Origin of the sequence: Mycetohabitans sp. B8 (genome assembly GCF_021991875.1) — a bacterium.
GTDB lineage: Bacteria > Pseudomonadota > Gammaproteobacteria > Burkholderiales > Burkholderiaceae > Mycetohabitans.
In genome coordinates, this window is record NZ_JAHLKR010000016.1 from 401,956 (window position 1) to 422,119 (window position 20,164).

Sequence of the window (20,164 nt, forward strand, 5' to 3'; positions counted from 1 at the left end):
GCTTTGTTATGGATGCTAGTGTCACGCCTGTTACGTATGCATTATCCACTGCCCAAACGGAGGTCTGGCTCGCGCAACAGCTTCATCCCGACAGCCCAGTCTACAACCTCGCACAATATACGGTGATCGAAGGCGCGATTGATCCTGACGCCTTTAAAGCGGCATTGCGCCAAGTCATTGACGAGGCCGATACTCTGCGCTTGCAATTTATCGACAGCGATGACGGGCTGCGGCAGAGGATCGGTTCACCCGCCTGGTCAGTGCCGGTGCTGGACCTCACAACAGAAGCCGATCCTCAGGCAGCGGCCCAAGCGTGGATGCGGGCTGATTATCAGCAGCCGGTGAATCTGATGCAGGGACCACTTTTTTGCTATGCGTTGCTAAAAGTTGCGCCTGCGCAATGGATTTGGTATCAGCGTACTCACGCTATCATCATAGACCGGTACACGTTTTTCCTCATCGCGCAGCGTGTCGCCCAAGTGTACAGCGCGATGTGTGAGGGTATCGAGCCTGATCCGTGTACTTTCGGTTCAGTACTGAAGTTCCTGGAAAGCGAAGCACAGTACCAGAATTCCGCCCAGTTAGCACGAGACGAAGCCTATTGGCTCAAGCAGTGTGCGGATTGGCCCCAACCCGCTACGCTGGCGAGCCACAGCGTACCTGCATCGCGGCATCGGCTGCGCCAGACGACTTACTTGACGACACAAGCGGTGGAGGGCTATGCCTCCAATGCAAACCAGCTGGGGCAGCTCTTGAGCGCTGCACTGGCCGCGTATCTGTATCGGATGACTGGCGCGCAGGACGTGGTACTGGGCTTACCGGTCACTGCCGACCCCAGTGCTGACCGGCCCATCCCCGGCACGCTCGCCAATAGGGTTCCCCTGCGGTTCACGCTTGAACCAGACATGAACCTGTCGTCGTTGATGCAGCAGGCAGCGCAGCAGATCCAGCACGGATGCCCGTATCAACGCTATCCGAATAAAGCGTTACGGCGTCAATTCGGCCCTACGGTCAACGTGATGCCGTTCGATTACGGCCTGTCTTTTGGCAAGCACACAGCGAAGCATCATCCTTTGCTCAATGGTCCCGTCGAAGATTTAATGCTTGACGCCTATTGGACACCGGCCAGCCATCAATTACGGATTGGCTTTCATGCTAACCCCACACTTTACAATGAAGATGAGCTGACTATTCACCAACGCCGTTTTATCCAGTTTCTTGAAGCGCTGGCTGTTGAGCCTACACGATCGATCAGCGATATCGATTTGCTTGATGCTGTGGAACGACATCGGTTGCTGGTTGAATGGAACGCCACGGAGCGTGATTATCCATCGGGCCTGGGCATCCATCAGTTATTCGAAGCACAAGTCGCGCGCACGCCGGATGCGGTCGCGCTCGTCCATGAAGGCCAGGCACTGACGTATGCCACACTGAATGCCTGGGCTAACCGTCTTGCGCACCGGCTGATTGAACTGGGGGTGAAACCCGATACACGCGTGGCCGTCTGCATGGAGCGCTCCCCAGCCATGGTCATCGGGCTGCTTGCGATCCTAAAGGCGGGTGGCGCCTATGTGCCGCTCGATCCGGCCTATCCAGCCGAGCGGCTGGCCTACATGCTAGAAGACAGCGTGCCGCAGGCAGTGCTGGTCCAGGCTGTGACACGGGACTTAATCGGCAAGCGGCCGGTACCGGTTATCGATTTAGATGCCAGCGCTGAACGGGACTACCCGGAACATGATCCACGCGTGCCGTCCTTGACACCTCATCACCCAGCATACGTAGTCTATACCTCTGGCTCTACCGGTCAGCCCAAGGGGGTAGAAGCCACCGTCGAGGGGCTGGCTAACCGCCTGCTGTGGTTTGCCCTGGATGTACTAAAAGAACCGCCGGTCACTGCACTAAAAACGAGTATCGGTTTTGTGGATTCGGTCACCGAGGTTTTGGGGACATTGCTTGCTGGCGGCAGCTTGATTGTATTTGACAACGCTACATTTAAAGACGCGTCCTTATTCGCGCGACGCTTGAGGCAAACCGGCGTGTCCCATTTGATTGTCGTGCCGTCGCTGCTCAAATACCTGTTGGAAAATGAGAACGATCAGCTCGACAGGTTGCAAGTCATCATATGCAGTGGCGAGCGGCTAGCGCCTGAGCTGGCACGGCGGGTTGCCGCGCTACGGCCGGACATCCGATTGCTCAATTTTTATGGGTCGTCGGAAGTCAATGGCGACGTCACGTTCTATGAATATGGCAGCGTGGATCAAATACCGCCCCAAACGGTCATTGGGCGTCCCATCGCAAACACGCAAATCTACATTCTTGACCGCTATAGCCGGCCGGTACCACCGGGCGTGGCCGGAGAAATCCATGTCGGTGGGGTGAGTGTCGCCCGAGGCTATTTAAACCGCCCCGAGCTCACCGCCGAGCGTTTCGTCGTCAATCCATTTCAAAACGGCGCTCAAGGACGAATGTACAAGACAGGCGACCTAGGCCGTTGGCTGGCGGATGGCAATATCGAGTACTTGGGCCGCGATGATCATCAGGTCAAGATCCGCGGTTTTAGAATCGAGCTTGGCGAGATCGAAGCACAACTTGCCAGACACCCACTAGTGCGCAATGCTGCCGTGCTCGCGTGCGGCGAGGGTAATGACAGGCGGCTTGTCGCTTATGTCGAAGCCGAGCCCGCCGAACAGCTCGCCGGCACGCTGCGCGCCCAGGTGGCCGCAGCGCTGCCCGACTATATGGTGCCGGCAGCCTTTGTGCGGCTCGATGCGTTCCCCTTAACAGCGAACGGCAAGTTGGACCGGCGTGCGTTGCCCGAGCCCGACGCCGACGCGTTCGTGCATCAAGCGTATGAGGCGCCGCAAGGCGAGCTCGAGACGACGCTGGCGGCGATCTGGGCCGAGCTATTGGGTGTCGAACGTGTGGGCCGGCATGATAGCTTCTTTGCACTGGGCGGCCATTCGCTGCTCGCGGTGCAGTTGATGGAGCGGCTGCGGCGTCAGGGCTTGAGTGTGTCGGTGCGGGCGCTGTTTGACACGCCGGTGCTCAGTGCGTTGGCGCAGCAAGTGGGCCAACACCGGGAAGTGGTGGTGCCTGCGAATGCGATCACGCCCGACACGACTGCGATCACGCCAGCCATGCTGCCGCTGATTGACTTAACGCAGGCTGACATCGACCGGATCGTCGAGCAGGTGCCGCAAGGCGTGGCGAACATCCAGGACATTTATGCGCTCTCGCCGCTGCAGGACGGCATCCTGTTTCACCATCTGCTGGCCACCGAAGGCGATCCGTATTTGCTGACCGCCCAACTGGCCTTTGATAGCCGCGCGCGGCTCGATCAGTATCTGGAAGCTGTCCAGCAGGTCATCCACCGGCACGATATTTTGCGCACCGCGTTTGTGTGGCAGGGCTTATCCACGCCTGCGCAGGTGGTCTGGCGCCGGGCGCGGCTGTCGGTCACTGAGCTCACGTTGGACCCGGCCGATGGACCGATTGCGGAGCAGTTGGCGCAGCGCTTGGATCCGCGGCGCTACCGTGTGGATTTGACGCAGGCGCCGCTGCTGCGCTGTGCGGTGGCGCAAGACACCGATGGCCGCTGGCTGCTCGTCGAGCTACTGCATCATTTAATTGGCGACCGCACAACATGGGAAGTAATGCACACGGAGGTGCAGGCGTTCATCGAGGGCCGAGGTGACGCGCTGCCGCCGGCGCAGCCGTTCCGTCATTTGGTCGCGCAGGCCAGGCTGGGCGTGAGTGAAGCCGAGCATGAGCGTTTCTTCACCGGCATGCTTGCTGACATCGACGAGCCGACGCTGCCGTTTGGGCTCACCGATGTGCATCGCGATGGCCGTGATGTGACCGAGTCACATCGCAAGTTGCCGCCGGCGCTCAATGATCAGTTGCGCGCGCACGCGAAACGCCTGGGGGTGAGCTTGGCGAGCCTGTGTCATCTGGCGTGGGCGCAGGTGCTCGCGCGCGCGAGCGGCCAACCACGCGTGGTATTTGGCACGGTGCTGTTCGGGCGCATGCATGCCGGCGATGGCGCGCACAGCGCGATGGGGCTCTTTATCAATACGCTGCCGCTGTGCGTGGATTTGGACGGCAGCGTCCAGGACAGCGTGCGGCACACGCACGCACGGCTCGCGGCGCTGCTCGAGCATGAACATGCGTCGCTAACGCTGGCGCAGCGCTGCAGTGGCGTGCCGGCGGGCACGCCCCTATTTAATGCGTTGCTCAATTATCGGCACAATGCGATGGATTCGAGCGGGCACAGCGGGCTACCGGGTGTGGAGCTGCTCAGCGCGCAGGAGCGCACCAATTATCCGCTCATACTGTCAGTCGAGGACGATGGACAAACGTTGGGGCTCACGGCGCAGAGCGTGTCGTCGCTGGAGCCCGAGCGGGTGTGCGCGTATATGCAGCAGGCGCTACAAAGCTTGGCCGACGTGCTCGAGGCGGCGCCCGACACCGCGGTGCAGCAGTTGCAGGTGCTGCCCGACGCAGAGCGCCAGTTGCTGCTTGACACGTGGAACGCGACGCAGCAGGACTATCCATCGCACTTATGCATCCATCAGCTGTTCGAGGCGCAGGTGGCGCGCACGCCTGAGGCCACCGCGCTCGTGTACGAAGATCAAACGCTCAGCTATGCGCAGCTCAATGCACGCGCGAACCGCCTCGCGCATCGGTTGATCGAGTTGGGGGTGCAGCCCGACGTGCGGGTGGCGCTGTGTGTCGAGCGCTCGCCGGCGCTGGTGGTGGGGCTGCTGGCGATCCTTAAAGCGGGGGGCGCGTATGTGCCGCTGGATCCGGCGTATCCGGGCGAGCGCTTGGCGTACATTCTGAGTGATGCGGCGCCGGCGATGGTGCTGGCCGATGCGACCGGGCGCGCTGCGTTGGGGGACGCGGCGCTCGCCTCCCGCACCGTGCTCGATCCAAATGCGCTGCCGGCGTTGCCGGACACGAATCCGTCGGTAGCCAAATTGACGGCCCGGCATCTAGCGTATGTAATCTATACGTCGGGTTCCACTGGCACGCCCAAAGGGGTGATGGTCGAGCACCGTAGTGTGGCCAACCTGTGTGCCTGGCATAACCGTACGTTTGGCGTGCAAAGCGGTTGTCGCAGCGCCCTCACGGCAGGCATGGCATTTGACGCCAGCGCATGGGAGCTTTGGCCGAGTCTGATCGGCGGTGGGACGTTGTTTATCCCTTCGCAAGCGGTTTGCAAAGAGGTGCCGGCGCTGCTGCAATGGTGGCAGCAACAACCCTTGGATGTGACTTTTCTGGTCACACCGCTGGCTGAGATGGCATTGGCCGATCAGCGAACGCCTGCCGAGCTGCGTTATTTGCTCACGGGAGGCGAGTGTTTCCCTCAGTTGACGCAGCCCTTACCGGCTGAACTGACCCTGGTCAATCAATACGGTCCGACTGAAACCACGGTCGTGGCAACTTCTGGGCAGCTGAGCGCTGAAGACACGCTTCCTCATATTGGCCGGCCGATTGCGAACACGCGCATTTATTTGCTCGATCGCTACGGGCAGCCGGTGCCGCTGGGCGCGGTCGGGGAGCTCTATATTGGCGGCGCGGGGGTGGCCCGTGGCTATCTGAATCGCCCGGAGCTCACCGCTGAGCGCTTTGTGCCGGATCCGTTCTCAAGTGAAGCGGATGCGCGGCTGTATAAGACCGGGGATATGGCGCGTTACTTGCCCGATGGCAATCTGGTGTTTCTGGGGCGCAACGATGACCAAGTCAAAGTTCGCGGCTTTCGCATTGAGCCGGGTGAGATCGAAGCGTGCTTGACCGCGCACCCGCAGGTGCGGGATGCGGTGGTGCTCGCGTGCGGTGAGGGCTCGGATAAGCGGCTCGTGGCCTATGTGCAAGCCGAAGCGAACGAACAACTCGCGAGCACACTGCGCGCCCATGTCGCAGCCAACTTGCCCGAATATATGGTGCCCAGTGCGTTCGTGCGGCTCGACGCGTGGCCGCTGACGCCAAACGGCAAGCTCGATCGGCGTGCACTGCCCGAGCCCGACGCCGACGCGCTCGCGCATCAAGCGTATGAGGCGCCGCAAGGCGAGCTCGAGACGACGCTGGCCCAAATCTGGTCCAAGCTGTTGGGTGTGGAGCAGGTGGGCCGTCACGACAGCTTTTTTGCGCTGGGCGGCCATTCGTTGCTTGCGGTACAACTTGTCTTGTTAGTACAAAAAAGCTTCAACGTAGAAATTTCTGTACGAATATTGTTTGAGGCCCCCAGTGTTGCAAAGCTCGCTGAACGTCTCGAGTCCAATGCGCTTGACGCAACCCAGACAGAAAACGCTATTGAAACAACACAATTGATGAAGAGCGATGCAGCGCTCACCTCTGATCTCACTAAGCAAACTTTGCCGGGTACGTCCAGAAGCACTTGGCAGCAGGTGCTGTTAACCGGTGCGACGGGATTCGTAGGCCGTTATTTATTAATAGAACTCCTTCGCCAAACCAATGCACATATTATTTGCCTGGTAAAATCTAATAATGAGCATGAGGCCAGGAGCCGGATTTTGTCTGCTTTAGAGGAAATAGGGCAATCCAATCTGGATCAGTGCCGTATTTCAGTGCTCTGTGGGAATCTGGCGCAGGCCAAACTGGGCCTGACAGAAACGCAATTGGCGGGATTGGCGGATAATCTTGACGCGATCATTCATAACGGCGCAATGGTCAATCATTTCTTTTCTTATCGTGAATTGCGTCAAGCCAATGTACTGGCCACTGATACGCTTGTGCGCGTTGCAGCAACCGGTCGAGAAAAAAGTTTACACTACATCTCAACATTATCCGTGGCTCCAGAGAAAGCCCCACTCCCCTTCACCGAGGACAGCGACATATCCATGGAGCCGGTTCCCAATGGTTATGTGCAAAGCAAATGGGTTGCAGAGCATTTGATTAACGTAGCAGCTGCGCAGGGCATTCCTTGCGGGATTCACCGCCTTGCTCATATCACTGCAGATTCTACGACCGGATACTGCAATACGGAAGACAGGGTTTATCGTATGATTCGTGCGATTGCGAGGCTGGGTGTTGCATTTGACGCTAATGAACTTTACCTGCAAACACCCGTGGATCATGCTGCACACGCCATTGTCAAGTTGGCGCTGCATCAAAAAGAATGCCGCCAAGTGACACACATTATGGGTCATCAATCAATGGAATTAGATAAATTCATCTCCCAGATGAATAATAATGGCGTGGAAATTAGCGATAAAAAAGCAAGCCTTCATACATGGCTTGAGAAGCTCAAATATATGGCGGAGAAAACACTGGATGATAATCTGATGAAATTAAGCTCTATTGCGGATGAGATTCTAGATTCTGCTCATGAAGTAAAATCTAATATCAAAGAAGAATCTAACACGTGGTGCGCCAAGAAGACGAGTACAGAACTTTCTAAACTTAATTTTCGCTATCCCGATCTATCCGAATCTTATATTCGATTAATTATAGATTTTCTGGCAAATAAATATCTTAAAAAAGAATTTGATGATAAGGGCTATCAAATAGCTAAATGTCAATTAGAGTAAATTTATTAAAAAGCTTGACCCGATCCGCAAATATGAGAATCCTCATATAAGGTAGAAGGTTCTTTGGTTGGCGGTTTGCGGCTACGTGGACATGAACAAGCGGATCGAGGTCAGCCCATACTCAGAGAATGTCGAGGACCGCCACGACTTTTGAGGTCGGTTCGAACGATGCACTAACCAGACTGAACAGGAACATATTGTGACATTCCCCTACTTTCCTCTGGATACTACAGCTCCCCCATGCAACGAGACGTGCATGACGCACGAGCCGGATGATATATTGCAGTGGTTCGACGCAGATTGCGGCGTGTTCGCGTGGCTCGAGCAGATGATAGCCGAACATCCAGCCGCATTCTTCGCGAGTAGCCAGTTTAAGCAGAACGGCATGCATGCCAACTCCGAAACGACGTTTTCAGGCGTTGAGATACCGGAGATACCTGCATCACCCGATGCACTCGCTACCCACTTACTCGACGACGTATTTAGCCGCGTCATGCCAGTTGCGTCGCCAACCTTCGTCGGGCATATGACCTCGTCACTGCCATCTTTCTTGCCATCGCTCGCGAAGGTGCTGACCGCGCTAAACCAAAACGTTGTGAAACTGGAAACGTCTGCTGCGATGACTGCGCTTGAACGCCAAGTTATCGGAATGCTGCACAAGCTGATCTTCGGCAGAGACGATGAATTTTATCCGGCATACCTGCATAGCGGTGATCACGCACTTGGCGTGTTCTGCTCAGGTGGCACAGTAGCCAATCTCACCGCACTGTGGGCGAGCCGCAACAACTTGCTGCGCGCTCGCGACGGTTTCGCTGGCGTCAGCCACACGGGGCTTGTTCAAGCGCTCCGTCACTATGGCTACGACGGGCTTGCGATTCTCGTATCGGAGCGTGCGCACTACTCGCTGAGTAAGGCAGCGGATGTGCTCGGGATCGGTCGGCATCACCTAATCTCGATTCCGGTGGATAAAGAAGATCGAATCTGCATCGACGCATTGCGCACGGCCATACGTGACCTGCAGTGCCGCAACATTCGCCCGATGGCGATCGTCGGCATTGCGGGAACCACTGAGACGGGGGCGATCGATCCACTTGACGAGCTCGCTGACGTCGCGCAAGAAGCGAACTGCCATTTTCACGTCGACGCGGCATGGGGCGGCGCAAGCCTGATGTCGGAACGCTACCGTCATCGCTTCGCGGGTATCGAGCGTGCAGATTCGGTCGTTATCGACGCACACAAGCAGCTGTATGTTCCGATGGGATCGGGCATGGTGCTGTTCAAGGAGCCGACGTGGACGGCCGAGATCAGTCAGCATGCGAGCTACATCGTGCGCAAGGGCTCAAATGATCTCGGGCGCCACACGCTCGAAGGATCACGCGGTGCGGCATCGGTGATGCTGTATGCGAATCTGCAGCTGCTCGGACGCAAGGGCTACGCATACCTCATTGATCGCAGCATCGACAATGCCCAGTATTTTGCATCACTGATCGAGCGTCAGCCGGATTTCGAGCTTGTCAACACACCGCAGCTATGCATTCTGACCTATCGTTACGTACCAGAGGTCGTACGCTGCGCGCTGAACGATGGCCCAGCATCGCTGCAATGCGAGATTCACGATGCACTCGATGCACTGACCGTCAACATCCAGGAAATGCAGCGCGCTGCTGGCCGCTCGTTTGTATCCAGAACGCGCCTTACGTCGCAGCGGTGGCACCGAAGATCGATTGCCGTGTTTCGCGTGGTATTCGCCAATCCGATGACGACGCGTGCAGTGCTTGACGACATCCTGGCCGAACAGCGTGCGCTGGCTAAAGCAAGTCCATGTCTGCCGAAATTGCTAATGCTTGCGAGTGGCCAGCATGTGTGATGTTTGTTAAACCGCAGCAGCGCGTTTGACTCCCACTGTAAGCCGGTTTCAGCGCGCTGCCCGGGAGGGTTTTTCCATTCTTGCTGGCCTCGCATATCACTTCGGGTATACCGCTTGTCTGACGTAAGCTTACGTCAGTTGTGGCGATGAGCAGTTTGTACACTCAGGAAAGGAAGCGCCATTTCCCTGTCTAATACAAGCAAAGCCATGGCGCGTCCATCACAGGAAGTTAAAATGGCCACTTTGCAATGGGTTGGCTGCTCACTTATCGGCGTTTGCTCGGACCCATTGGTAATATCCTACCTGCCGAAGCCAGTTAGTGTTTGCAACTTAACGAGTCTACAAATTCCCAGTACGATCCAGCTTCAATTCTTCACAGACACCAGAAAATTCGTCATGCGGGAAACCTGAAGCGATCCGACGGTCGATCAATTTTTGAATAGGATCAAGTAACTCGGTGCTAACATTTAAATCATGACTTACTCTTCGAATATCGGCAAGTGCTACCGACATTGGACCAAGCTGAGCTAACACGTTTTGAGTATAGTCGCCAGAGGCGATTTGCTGCGCAAAATGTGGAATAAACTCAGCGATTGATTTCAGGCATGGCATAAGCAGTGACTTGGCGAAATCGGCTATGTCGGTGTTTTCTGTGGCAGTCATGGCCATAGCATGGACCACTCCGCCAATCATTCCAATCACAGCCGCATTCATTGCGAGCTCCAGCAGCGATGCCAAACCCGGATCGGCTCCTACATACCGTGCTTGTCCCATCGCCTTCAATAAAGCGTAATGATTTTCAAAAGTATTTTTGGAGCTGCCACTGTACAGGATAAGTGCCGACTCGGTACCGATTAACGGTGGCACAGCCATAATGCCACCATCAATGTAATCGATATTCCGAGAAGCAGCCCAAGTATTCATGCGCCTGGCTTCATCTGGCTTACCCGTGGTTAGATTAACGAGCACGCGTTTAGAAAGATCTTGTTCAATAGGCTCTAATACAGCACGAACGGCTGAATAATCCAGAACGCAAATAATGATCAGCGAACTTGACCGGACAGCATCGTGTAAAGACTGAACTGGTATTGCCCCTTCCGCAGCAAGTTCTTCATCTTTCCCCGCCGTTCTATTCCAGACCGTTACCTTGTGTCCAGCCTTTAGGAGCGCACGGGACAAGGCTTGCCCCATCGTGCCGAGTCCCAATACAGTTACATCGCTCATCATATTTTCCTATCAATTTTTTGAAAGTTAGTCAAAATTCCCTAAACGAATACGACTTTCATGCCAATTGTGGCTGCCCGCATGCCACACGATTGCCCGGCCTTCACGCGTGACGCGTGAAGGCCGAGCGATTTCCTCGACTTTCTCCGACTCGCCACTCTCGCCTTCAACAACTAACTGGACTCGCATTTTCATCGTTGGCTCCTGTTTATTGCCACCTCCAGATTTCATCCAGACATGGAACTGGTCAACCTCAGCGCCGGCTTCGTTGGATACCGTCACTTTAGCTTCGCGAACGATCACTGAATTATTTGATTTTGACAGCCACGGCCCAAGATCGGCAAGGAAAATCAACATACCATCGTATCCGACCATCAGAAAAAGAGTAGGAAACGTCAGCCTCTGCTCAATGTGCCACCCTCATATGTCTCAATCCCGGCAGTCGCGGTCGGTTGCTTCGTCATACGGCACATTGATCCACGCGCCCCATTCCCCGGCGGTACATCGCTCATATCCACCGACGCACTCGTAACCGCCAGGTGTCGTTGGAGAGATCGGGTACCGACGAAACAGAAGGCCGTTGGTGGTAGCCGCTTCGCCGTTACAGTTGCGCTCGATGTAGAACTTGCCGTCATCGAGCAGCATCAGTTGTTTGTCCATCGGGGTATCAGTGGACTGTTCCATGCTCCCCGAACCCCTCTATCACCTCTACGGATCGACGGCTTCTGCCAAGTTAACAGAGTCAGGTGCTGGACGCGGGCCGTCGTCAATTTTTTGGCCCAGCCGCAGGGGCGATTCATGGCGCACGGCGCGACGGCGTCTGACAAGAAAAACGCAGGTCCAGCTGCGCAAAAAACCGCAAAGTATTATGCGCAGGTGGCACGAGGCGAGCCGATAGGTTAGCTGAACCTCAGGTTGTAAGCCGGGAACCCAAAAATTTCTGTCAGTGCAACGGCTGTGCCACCAGGCGCACGCCCAAGGCAGCGCAAACGCGGCTGATCGTCTCGAAGCGCGGTTCGCTGCCGGGTCGAAGCGCTTTGTACAGGGCTTCGCGTGCGATGCCAGAGTCCTTACTCATCATAAAAACGAAGTACAGTGCAGCCATAGCGACAAAAGTCTGCGTCACGCCACCCCTTCGTATGCAGCGAAGGCCGTCATGAGCTCCGTGGCTAGCGGCGAGCCAATCATCGCACCGCCGCCAAATCCCATGATGGCCATGCCCCGCCGATCTGGGAACCATTTGATTAGTGTACTGACTGGCGAAATGTATCCGAGACCCAGACCAATACCGCCAATCACGCCGGAGCCCAGCAGCATCAGCCAGAACTGGTGTAGGTGGATGCCGAGTGCGGAAAGCAGCATACCGCCGCACCAGCATAGCGCACTGACCACGCCAGCCTTGCGCGGACCGGCTCGTTCAAGCCAGCCGCCCCAAATGGCGGCAGGCAGCCGGTCAGTTAAGCGAACAAGCAGACAATTTATCAACTACAAAACCTAACAGTCCTATTTTTTGCGGTACTGTCACGATACCGCCGACAACCGAGCTGTACACGACATCGCCGGCGGTATCTGCGCTTATACAAAGGTGGTCCGTCTGCCTAGTTAAGCAGCGATCTGACCATTTTATCCAGCACACAGGCGTCAAAAAACTTTTACGTCAAGACAGTTTTGACATTGGGCTTACCCTTCGCCCACTCTTTCGCATACAGCGACACGCAGAATTCTGCAATCACGTCAAACGCTTCGGGTTCGGTCAACAATGTCATATGGCTGGACGAGTCCACCTTGATCATCTCAAAGCTTGGCAATTGTCGTTGCCACTCTTGCCAATAGTTGGTGTGATTGAAGGCCGCGAATTCTCGGCTGTCAGTGGAGAAATAGGGCTCCAAATCTCCCATCCACAAACCACTGGCATTACGGAAGTAATAACAGGCGACTTCGTCGGCCTTCGGCAACGGCAGAATCTGATAATGCTCGACCTGGTAGGATTGTTGAATCCGTGCCACTTGCTCCATCATGTGCTGCAAACGGTCATCACTGATCTTCAGTCCGCGCTGCCGCGCCAACGTCATCAATTGCTGCCGATAGGCTTGAGGCGACAACGACAGATCAATCTCATCCCGGTGAATTAACACTTCGGCAAAACGTTCAGGCGTGTCACTGATCGTCATCTGCAAAGACATATTGACTGCCTGTAGCAGTCGGGTCTTATCGGCCAACTTGGCGGTGCGCTCACCGGTGACATCCGGCGAATCCAGCATCACCAGGGTCGTTACCGTTTCCTCTGATGCCTGCAGTTGCCGGGTCACCTCATAAGCCAGCATGCCACCGAGCGAGTAACCGCCAAGATCGTAGGGGCCATGGGGCTGCACCGATTGGATCGCTTGAACATAGTAAGCCGCCATCGCCTCGATTCCCTGAAGCGGTTCGCGGTCGGTCATCCATCCCTTGGCTTGAAGTCCAAAAAACGGCCGGTCGATGTGACGGGCCAGTTCATGGTATATGTCACTGCCGCCCAGCGCACCATGGAACCAGAAGATGGGCTGGCCATCGTCCACCGTATTGAGTCGCTGCAGCTCCAAAAAGCGCGTTGTCGGACGGGTAAAAAGCTCACTGATTTTGACTGGCAGCACGGGCTCTTTTGCGCTTGCCCGCTCATCCCGTTCGGTCAGCAAATCTAGCAAGTCTTGAATCGTAACGCACTGCTGGATTTTGGCTAACGTTAATTCAGGATCTATTTCCGCTTGTAGCTGCATCGCCAACTGGACCATGACGATGGAGTCAGCCCCATAGACACTGAGAGGCTTGGCCAGCGACAATTCTTCCGGCTGCATACCGAGTAAACCAGCCAACACGCGTAGCCCGCGTTCAGCGGCAGTCTCCTTGTGGCTGGCATGATCATCGGTTACGTTCACAGGCGTACTCGTTGGCGCCTGCTGCGTAACGCTGGCCGCTATAGCGTTGCCGTGCAACGTTGTTGGCGTGTTCGGCTGCTCTAGCCAATAGCGTTTTTTATCAAACGCATAAGTCGGCAATGAGACGATTTTTACGCCATAACCAGCGGCGGTATTTTCCGCCAGCTTGTCCCAAGGAACCTCACCACCCTGCGTCCAGAATAGCGCCAGCTGTTGTCGCTCATCGGCGGCAATCAGGCTGTGGCTTAACGCGTCTGCGCCAGGACCGCATAACAGGCTAGCCGTCGCCGTAGGTACCTCGTCAATATTGCCAAAGAACAACGGCAAATTGAGCTTTGCTAACGCGGCCATCCCATCACTTTGGTTCAACACCTGCTCAATCTCGCATAGCGCCGCACGTAACTCGTCCATGCTTTTCACTAGCAACGCCAGCCGCCACTGCATCGCCTCACGGCCAGTTTGCAGGGTGTAGGCAACGTCGTTGAGCCGTAAATACGGATGGGTATCGAGATGGCGTGCTAACCTCACCACTCCCTGGTGCAACGAGCAGGCGCTTTTCGCCGACATCGGCACGATATAAAGAAGGCCGTTCTCGACCTGCGCTACATCGCCCTGCAGATGTCCTGAGTTTTCCTGATATTTTTGATATTCTTCAAGCACCAGGTGAGCATTGGAGCCGCCCGCACCAAAGGCGCTGAGCGCCGCCCGGCGCGGATATTGTCGCCTCACCCCATCCATGTCGATCACGGGCTGGGGCCAATGGCCTAACTCGCGTTGCAATACAAAAGGCGAATTTTCAAAATCCAGCTTAGGATTAAGCGGGCCGAGCAACAAAGACGGCGCCAGTTGCTGGTGTTGCAACTGTAATACTAGCTTGCTGAGTTGAGACATGCCCGAAGCCGCCTCGGCGTGGCCGATATTCGACTTGACTGAGCCAATTGCACAGGATTGGTTGGCCACGCCGGCTTGGCCAAAGACTCGATTCAACGCACTGATCTCGATGGCATCGCCCATTGCCGATCCATTCGCTGCCGACTCCACATAACTGATTGTGCGCGGATCAACCCCTGCTCGCTTGAAGTTGCTGTCGATCAGCGCCGCCTGCGCCTTGGCACTAGGCATTGAAAAACCATGGGTATGGCCGCCATGATTGACGGCGGTCGACTTGATCACCGCAAGTATCTGATCGCCATCGCGTTCGGCGTCAGCCAGTGTCTTAAGCAAGACTGCGCCGACCCCTTCCGACGGCAAATAACCATCGCCGTCGGCGAAGCTACGGCTGCTGGCGTGGCTGCCAAGCACCTTACCGATACTCAGGCCGATGTACTTTTTCGGATGCAGCGTTAGGTTAACGCCGCCAGCAATCGCCAGCCGGCAATCGCCGTTGTACAACGCGTCACCGGCGGCATGGATTGCAGAGATCGACGACGAACACATCGTGTCGATCGCTAAGCTTGGCCCTTGGAAATCAAAGAAATAAGATACCCGGTTAGCAATCGCGCTGTATGAAGTCACGGACACCAGCGACTCTCTGACGAGGTCCGCTTCAAGCGCTTGATACTGCTGGTACATCACGCCGACAAACACGCCAACCTGCTGCTGATACTGCTGTTTTAACCGTTGCCGGGTAAGCCCGGCGCTTTCCAGTAAGTTCCAGCAAGTTTCGATGAACAACCGGTCGTTGGGGTTGATAATTTCCGCCTCACGAGGCGACAGGTTAAAAAACAGCGGGTCGAATTCTTCAACCCCATCGAGAAAACCACCCCATTTACAATAGGTCTTATCAAACCGGTCGCGCTGTTCAGCAAAATAAGCCTGATGGTCCCAGCGCTGCGCGGGTACTTCGCTAATCAGGTCTTCGCCGCCTGCCAGCTTGTGCCAAAACGTCTCTAGATCTTCGGCGCCAGGGTAGCGCCCGCTGATACCGACGATCGCCAGTTCACGGCTTGGGTTGACGGCCATTGACGGTGTGTGTTGCTGCGTGGCGCGGCGACGGCGCTTGCGCGCGGGCAGCTGCGTCGCAACCGCTATTTGCTCTACCTTCTCTACTTCCTTGATATTTTGTACGTTTTTGGCGGTCGTGCGCTGATTAACCGGCTCGCTCAACACCCGCTGCTGCAGCGCCTCGCGATGATGGTGAATGAAGTACTCACTCAGTTCGCGCACCGTCTGATATTCATACAACAAAGTATTCGGTAGCGAGCCAAAGCTTTGCCCCAGTTTGGTAGTCAGTTCGGTGAGAATGATCGAGTCCACTCCGTAGCGTTCGAAGGAGCCATCGCTGTCGATTTTTTCTATAGGCCGCTTCAGTGTCGTCGATAGCAATTGCTTAAAATAACGGATCGCCGGCTCGGTCAAATCCCGGTGCACTGATTCGTCATTGGCATTGGCCGTCGACGACGCATCAACTAGCACTTGCGCCGTCGGCGCAGCAAGCTGTTCGGCTGCTTCCGGTTCATCAAACATCGCCGCCACCGGCTCATGCCACTGAGCCGCAATAAATGCTTTAATTTTGGCGGTATGACCTTCCAAAATCATCAACCGCTCAGGTGCACTGGTGTCGGCAAGCGCCCGACGCAGCAACTCCAAGCCACCGTGATCACTCAACGGCTGGATGCCAGTCTGCTCGAGCATGAGTTGCTCGCGTTGAGGATCAATCTGCATCCCGCCATTGCGCCATAACGGCCAGTTAACCGCGAGCGTGCGACCATGGCGGTGACCCGCAGCTGTCTGGCGGTTACGCCAGCCGGTAAACTCGTCCAAAAAGGCGTTGGCCAGCGCATAGTCGCCCTGGCCAACATTACCAATCACCGCAGAAACCGACGAAAACAGGACAAAGCAATCTAGCGCGAGATGAGCGCTAGCCCGATCCAGATTCAGCGCCCCTGCCACCTTAGGCATCAGCACCGCCGCACAATCGGCCTCGCTCTTGTTGCTAAGCAGGCTGTCGCGGGTAAGACCGGCACAGTGAAAAATGCCATTAATACCGCCCAACGCCCGCTCGCACGTCACAATTAGCTCGTCAACAGCGGCCCGATCAGCCACGTCCAGCGCCTCGAGCTGCACTTGAGCGCCTAATTTTTTGATATCAGCGATCCGCTTGGCGGTTTTAGACGATAATTGGTCCGCTGAGCGGCTAGCCAGGATCAACTTCGCGCCATGTGCTTCCCGGGCAATCGCTTCGGCCAGCAACAGCCCCAATCCACCTACACCGCCGGTCAGCAAGTAGACGCCGCCGGCGCGCCACGGCGCGGTTCCCGCAGCGGCCAACGCCGTTTCCCGCCAAGACGCCACCTGGCGCTGATACCGGGTCCCAACGCTACCCTGATAACGAACTCGCTCGTCCTGCTGCTCGCTATTCTCAATCAATAACTCCGCCAGCAACTCAGGTGAATTGACTCCAGACACCTCGATGAACTGAGCGGCAGCGATCAGTCCTTCGTTTTTGGCGGTCTTAAGCAGCGCTTGCAGTGAGGTGAAGACTGCGGTGGTGAGTCGTGGGCCATGCTCACTGTCAAGCAGGACCAACTGCACCAAGCTATCTGATCGGTTTTCTTTCAGGTAATCAAGCAAAACGCCAACCAAGGATTGCAACGCGCAGGCGGGATCCTCAGCAGCGGCCGGCAATCGCTCGACGTTGAACTGCCGCCCCGATCTCCGTTCCCGGCAGCAGTCTGCCAGTTCGTCCAGCATGATGGGTTGATTACCCGCCAGTAAGATCAATTGCCGGTTATAGTGCTGTTCACCGTCCTGGCGTGGCGCTTTATCCCGCCAGACCGGCGCCATGACCAGTGGCTTAGCTTGGCTGCTCTCTAATCTTTTCGACGAGAAGCCAAGCAGACGCAGCGCCACCCGGCCCTGGGCGTCACACAGATCCACATCCAACTTGTTAATTCGTCCGGGATGGTGATTAGCGGCATAACGGACCCATGCATAGCAACCGTTGCTAAGCAGGTTCATATCACCGAAAATCACGCCATCCAGCGCAAAGGGCACCAGTGGCTGACGGCGAGCGTCCGACTGAGCCGGAGCCAACAACGCCAGTCCTAACGCCGCCTGCAACGCTGAATCGAGCAAGCCGGGAGGCAAACGCAGCGACTCGTCACACTCATCGGCTTCTGAGGGCTCGCAAAGCAACGCCAATTTAGCCAGCACTTGGCCGTTGCCCGCCTGTAATTCGCTGATCCCGCGGAAGTGCGCTCCATAGTTCAGCCCCATCTCGCTTAAGATTTGGTAGCATTGCTGTGGCTCCAGTCGCTGCTGTTGAGTGGCAGCGGCGATGTCCGGCAGGTTCAACTGCGGTAAGGGTTGAGGAGCGCCGACCAACGCCACACCACGGCAGTAGCTTGGACCATCAACAGTAGCGCCGAGAATCTCGAACAGAATCTCGCCATTGTCTTGCTCTGACAGCTCGATGTCGATTGCCAGCTCGCCACCCTCATGGCGCATCGGTTGCTGCCATGCGATATGCTTGAATTGGACTAGCGCCTCATCATCGGCAAGCGACAACTCAATCGCGGCCCTAGCCATTTCCAAGTAAGCGACCCCTGGCAAGATTTTGACACCATTGACCCGATGCTCGTCAAAGAAAAATTCCTTGCCATTAAATCGGCTGCTGAAACGTTGCCCCGCCAGATCCGAAGTATTACGCTGAACTAAAGGGTGGAGGATCGGCTCGCCCGGGTGCTCGAGCGCCGAAGCGTCGCTAATCCAGTAAATTTCACGGCTAAACGGATAGGTCGGCAGCGGGATCCGACGCGCACGGCCATCTGGATAAAGCTGACGCCAGTCAACGGTTGCACCCCGGCGCCATAACGCGAGCAACGTGTCGCGATCCTGTTGTTGCAGTGCTCTGAGCACATCACCCGTCGCAATGTCGCCAGCCGGTTCATCGCCCTGATCGCCGCCGTGGTCAAGATAGTGTCCGAGCTGAGTCAAAAGGCTATCTCGGCTGTCTGCCGCTATTGCCAGCCGGCATTCCATCGCCTCACGGCCTAACTGCAGACTGGCAGCCAAATCCGGTAACTCAAGCTGAGGCCGGTGTTCTATAAAGTCAATGAACTGCTTGACTCTCGACTTGAGCGCTTCGGGCGTCCTGGCCGATAGCGGAAAGATCGTCGCAGCGCTGCCTTGTGCCATCACGCCGACCGGCGGCTCAACCGCCTCCAGTACGATGTGAGCATTGGTGCCGCCAAAACCGAACGAACTGACGCCTGCACGACGGGGCGTGTCGGACTGCTGCGGCCATTCTCGTGCTTGCTGCAACACTTCGAAAGGGCTGCCGGCCAAGTCGATATAGGGATTGAGCGGCTCGCTATGCAGGCTCTTGGGTAGATAACCGTGCTTGAGGACCAGCAACGTCTTGATTAATCCGGCGATACCGGCAGCAGATTCGAGGTGGCCGATATTGGTTTTGACCGAGCCGAGGTAACAGCGCTGCTCGCTGCGACGACCCAACTCGGCAAACGCCTGCTTGAGCCCGCTAATCTCAATGGGATCTCCGAGACGGGTGCCTGTTCCATGGACCTCGATATAACCTATGCTGTCAATATCAATGCCCCGATAGGTCTGTTTGATCAGATTGGCCTGCGCCGTGGAGTTAGGCGCAGTCAGCGAATTGGCGTGGCCGCCATGGTTTCTCGCCGAGCCAATAATAACAGCCACGATGTTGTCGCCGTCAGCCAGTGCTTGTTGGTAATCCTTGACGATCAATACTCCAACACCTTCGCCCCGCACATAGCCGTCGGCATCGGCGGAAAAGGTTTTGCAAAGGCCGGTAGGGCTTAACATGCCTGCCTTCGCGGCGCCAATGAATACCATGGGCTCAAAACAGAGATTAACCCCACCGGCGACCGCTACCGTGCAGTCACCATTCAGAATGGCTTGCGCCGCTTTATGCACCGCTACCAACGAACTGGAGCAGGCCGTATCGACCGGCGCGCTGGGACCGTGAAAATCGAACAGATAGGAGATACGATTGGCAATGATCGAGTGAGCGTTGCCAGTCGCATCGTGGGCGCCTGCCGCCGTGCGGGCCAATAAGCCGTTATAGTCGGCTGACGATACGCCAATATAAACTCCAGTATTGCTGCCGCGCAGGCTTTGCGGGGGAATCCCCGCGTCTTCAAAAGCAGCCCAGGTTTGCTCCAGCACGATGCGGTGCTGAGGATCCATCGCTTCGGCTTCACGCGCGGAGATTTTAAAGAAATCGGCGTCAAACGCCATCGGGTCCTTGATGAAGCCGCCCGGGCAAGCAAATTCTTTCCGCAGGTGGCGGCGTTCAGCGATGCCTGGCAGGTCCCAATAAGGAAACTCGCCGATGGCCGAGCGCCCCTGCACCAGTAAACGCCAAAATTCCTCGGTATTATCGGCGCCAGGAAAGCGCCCGGCAAAACCAACGATCGCCACTTTGCCAACGTTCGGCCCCGATTTCGCACCGCCGTCTACGCCGCCGATTTGCCGTCGGGTCTGCTGCTGCACGGTTTGCCGTTGTCCGGCACGCCGTTGGGTGGGCAGGCTGATGTCATTGAGATCGTTTGCAGTTGTCTTTTCCATGGCTCCGAACGCCCTTCCCGTTCTGGTGTGCCCGGCAGCATTGCGTACCG

The 20,164-nt window shown here is 56.5% G+C and carries 6 protein-coding genes and 2 pseudogenes; 2 read left to right on the forward strand and 6 right to left on the reverse strand.

From position 1 onward, the window contains the following. Nucleotides 1-8 precede the first annotated feature (8 nt). Both KQH60_RS07885 and panP read left to right on the forward strand, forming a co-directional pair. Nucleotides 9-7,553 carry a non-ribosomal peptide synthetase gene (locus KQH60_RS07885; RefSeq protein WP_237575917.1) on the forward strand — a complete coding sequence of 2,515 codons (7,545 nt, stop codon included), beginning with the start codon at nucleotides 9-11 and terminating at the stop codon, nucleotides 7,551-7,553. A gap of 256 nt (nucleotides 7,554-7,809) precedes the next feature. Next, entirely contained in the window at nucleotides 7,810-9,420 is a 1,611-nt protein-coding gene (gene panP, locus KQH60_RS07890) for a pyridoxal-dependent aspartate 1-decarboxylase PanP (RefSeq protein WP_237575918.1), read from the forward strand. A gap of 339 nt (nucleotides 9,421-9,759) precedes the next feature. Here panP and KQH60_RS07895 read toward each other — a convergent pair whose 3' ends face one another. The 6 genes and pseudogenes from KQH60_RS07895 to KQH60_RS07920 all read right to left on the reverse strand — a co-directional run bounded on the left by KQH60_RS07895 (nucleotide 9,760) and on the right by KQH60_RS07920 (nucleotide 20,114). Then, a complete protein-coding gene (locus tag KQH60_RS07895) occupies nucleotides 9,760-10,644 on the reverse strand; it encodes an NAD(P)-dependent oxidoreductase (RefSeq protein ID WP_237575919.1) in 885 nt (294 codons plus the stop codon). 27 nt (nucleotides 10,645-10,671) lie between these two features. Then, entirely contained in the window at nucleotides 10,672-11,019 is a 348-nt protein-coding gene (locus KQH60_RS07900) for a hypothetical protein (RefSeq protein ID WP_237575920.1), read from the reverse strand. A gap of 54 nt (nucleotides 11,020-11,073) precedes the next feature. After that, nucleotides 11,074-11,304: a hypothetical protein gene (locus KQH60_RS07905; protein ID WP_237575921.1), complete on the reverse strand. Its 231-nt coding sequence runs from the start codon at nucleotides 11,302-11,304 to the stop codon at nucleotides 11,074-11,076. A 283-nt stretch (nucleotides 11,305-11,587) separates the two neighbouring features. Then, a pseudogene (locus KQH60_RS07910) lies at nucleotides 11,588-11,722 on the reverse strand (DNA-binding protein); the annotation flags it as partial. Further along, nucleotides 11,717-12,087, reverse strand: a pseudogene (locus KQH60_RS07915) (MFS transporter); the annotation flags it as partial. The pseudogenes KQH60_RS07915 and KQH60_RS07910, both read right to left, overlap by 6 nt. A 209-nt stretch (nucleotides 12,088-12,296) precedes the next feature. Continuing rightward, nucleotides 12,297-20,114 carry a type I polyketide synthase gene (locus KQH60_RS07920; protein WP_237575922.1) on the reverse strand — a complete coding sequence of 2,606 codons (7,818 nt, stop codon included), beginning with the start codon at nucleotides 20,112-20,114 and terminating at the stop codon, nucleotides 12,297-12,299. Nucleotides 20,115-20,164: the final 50 nt, after the last annotated feature.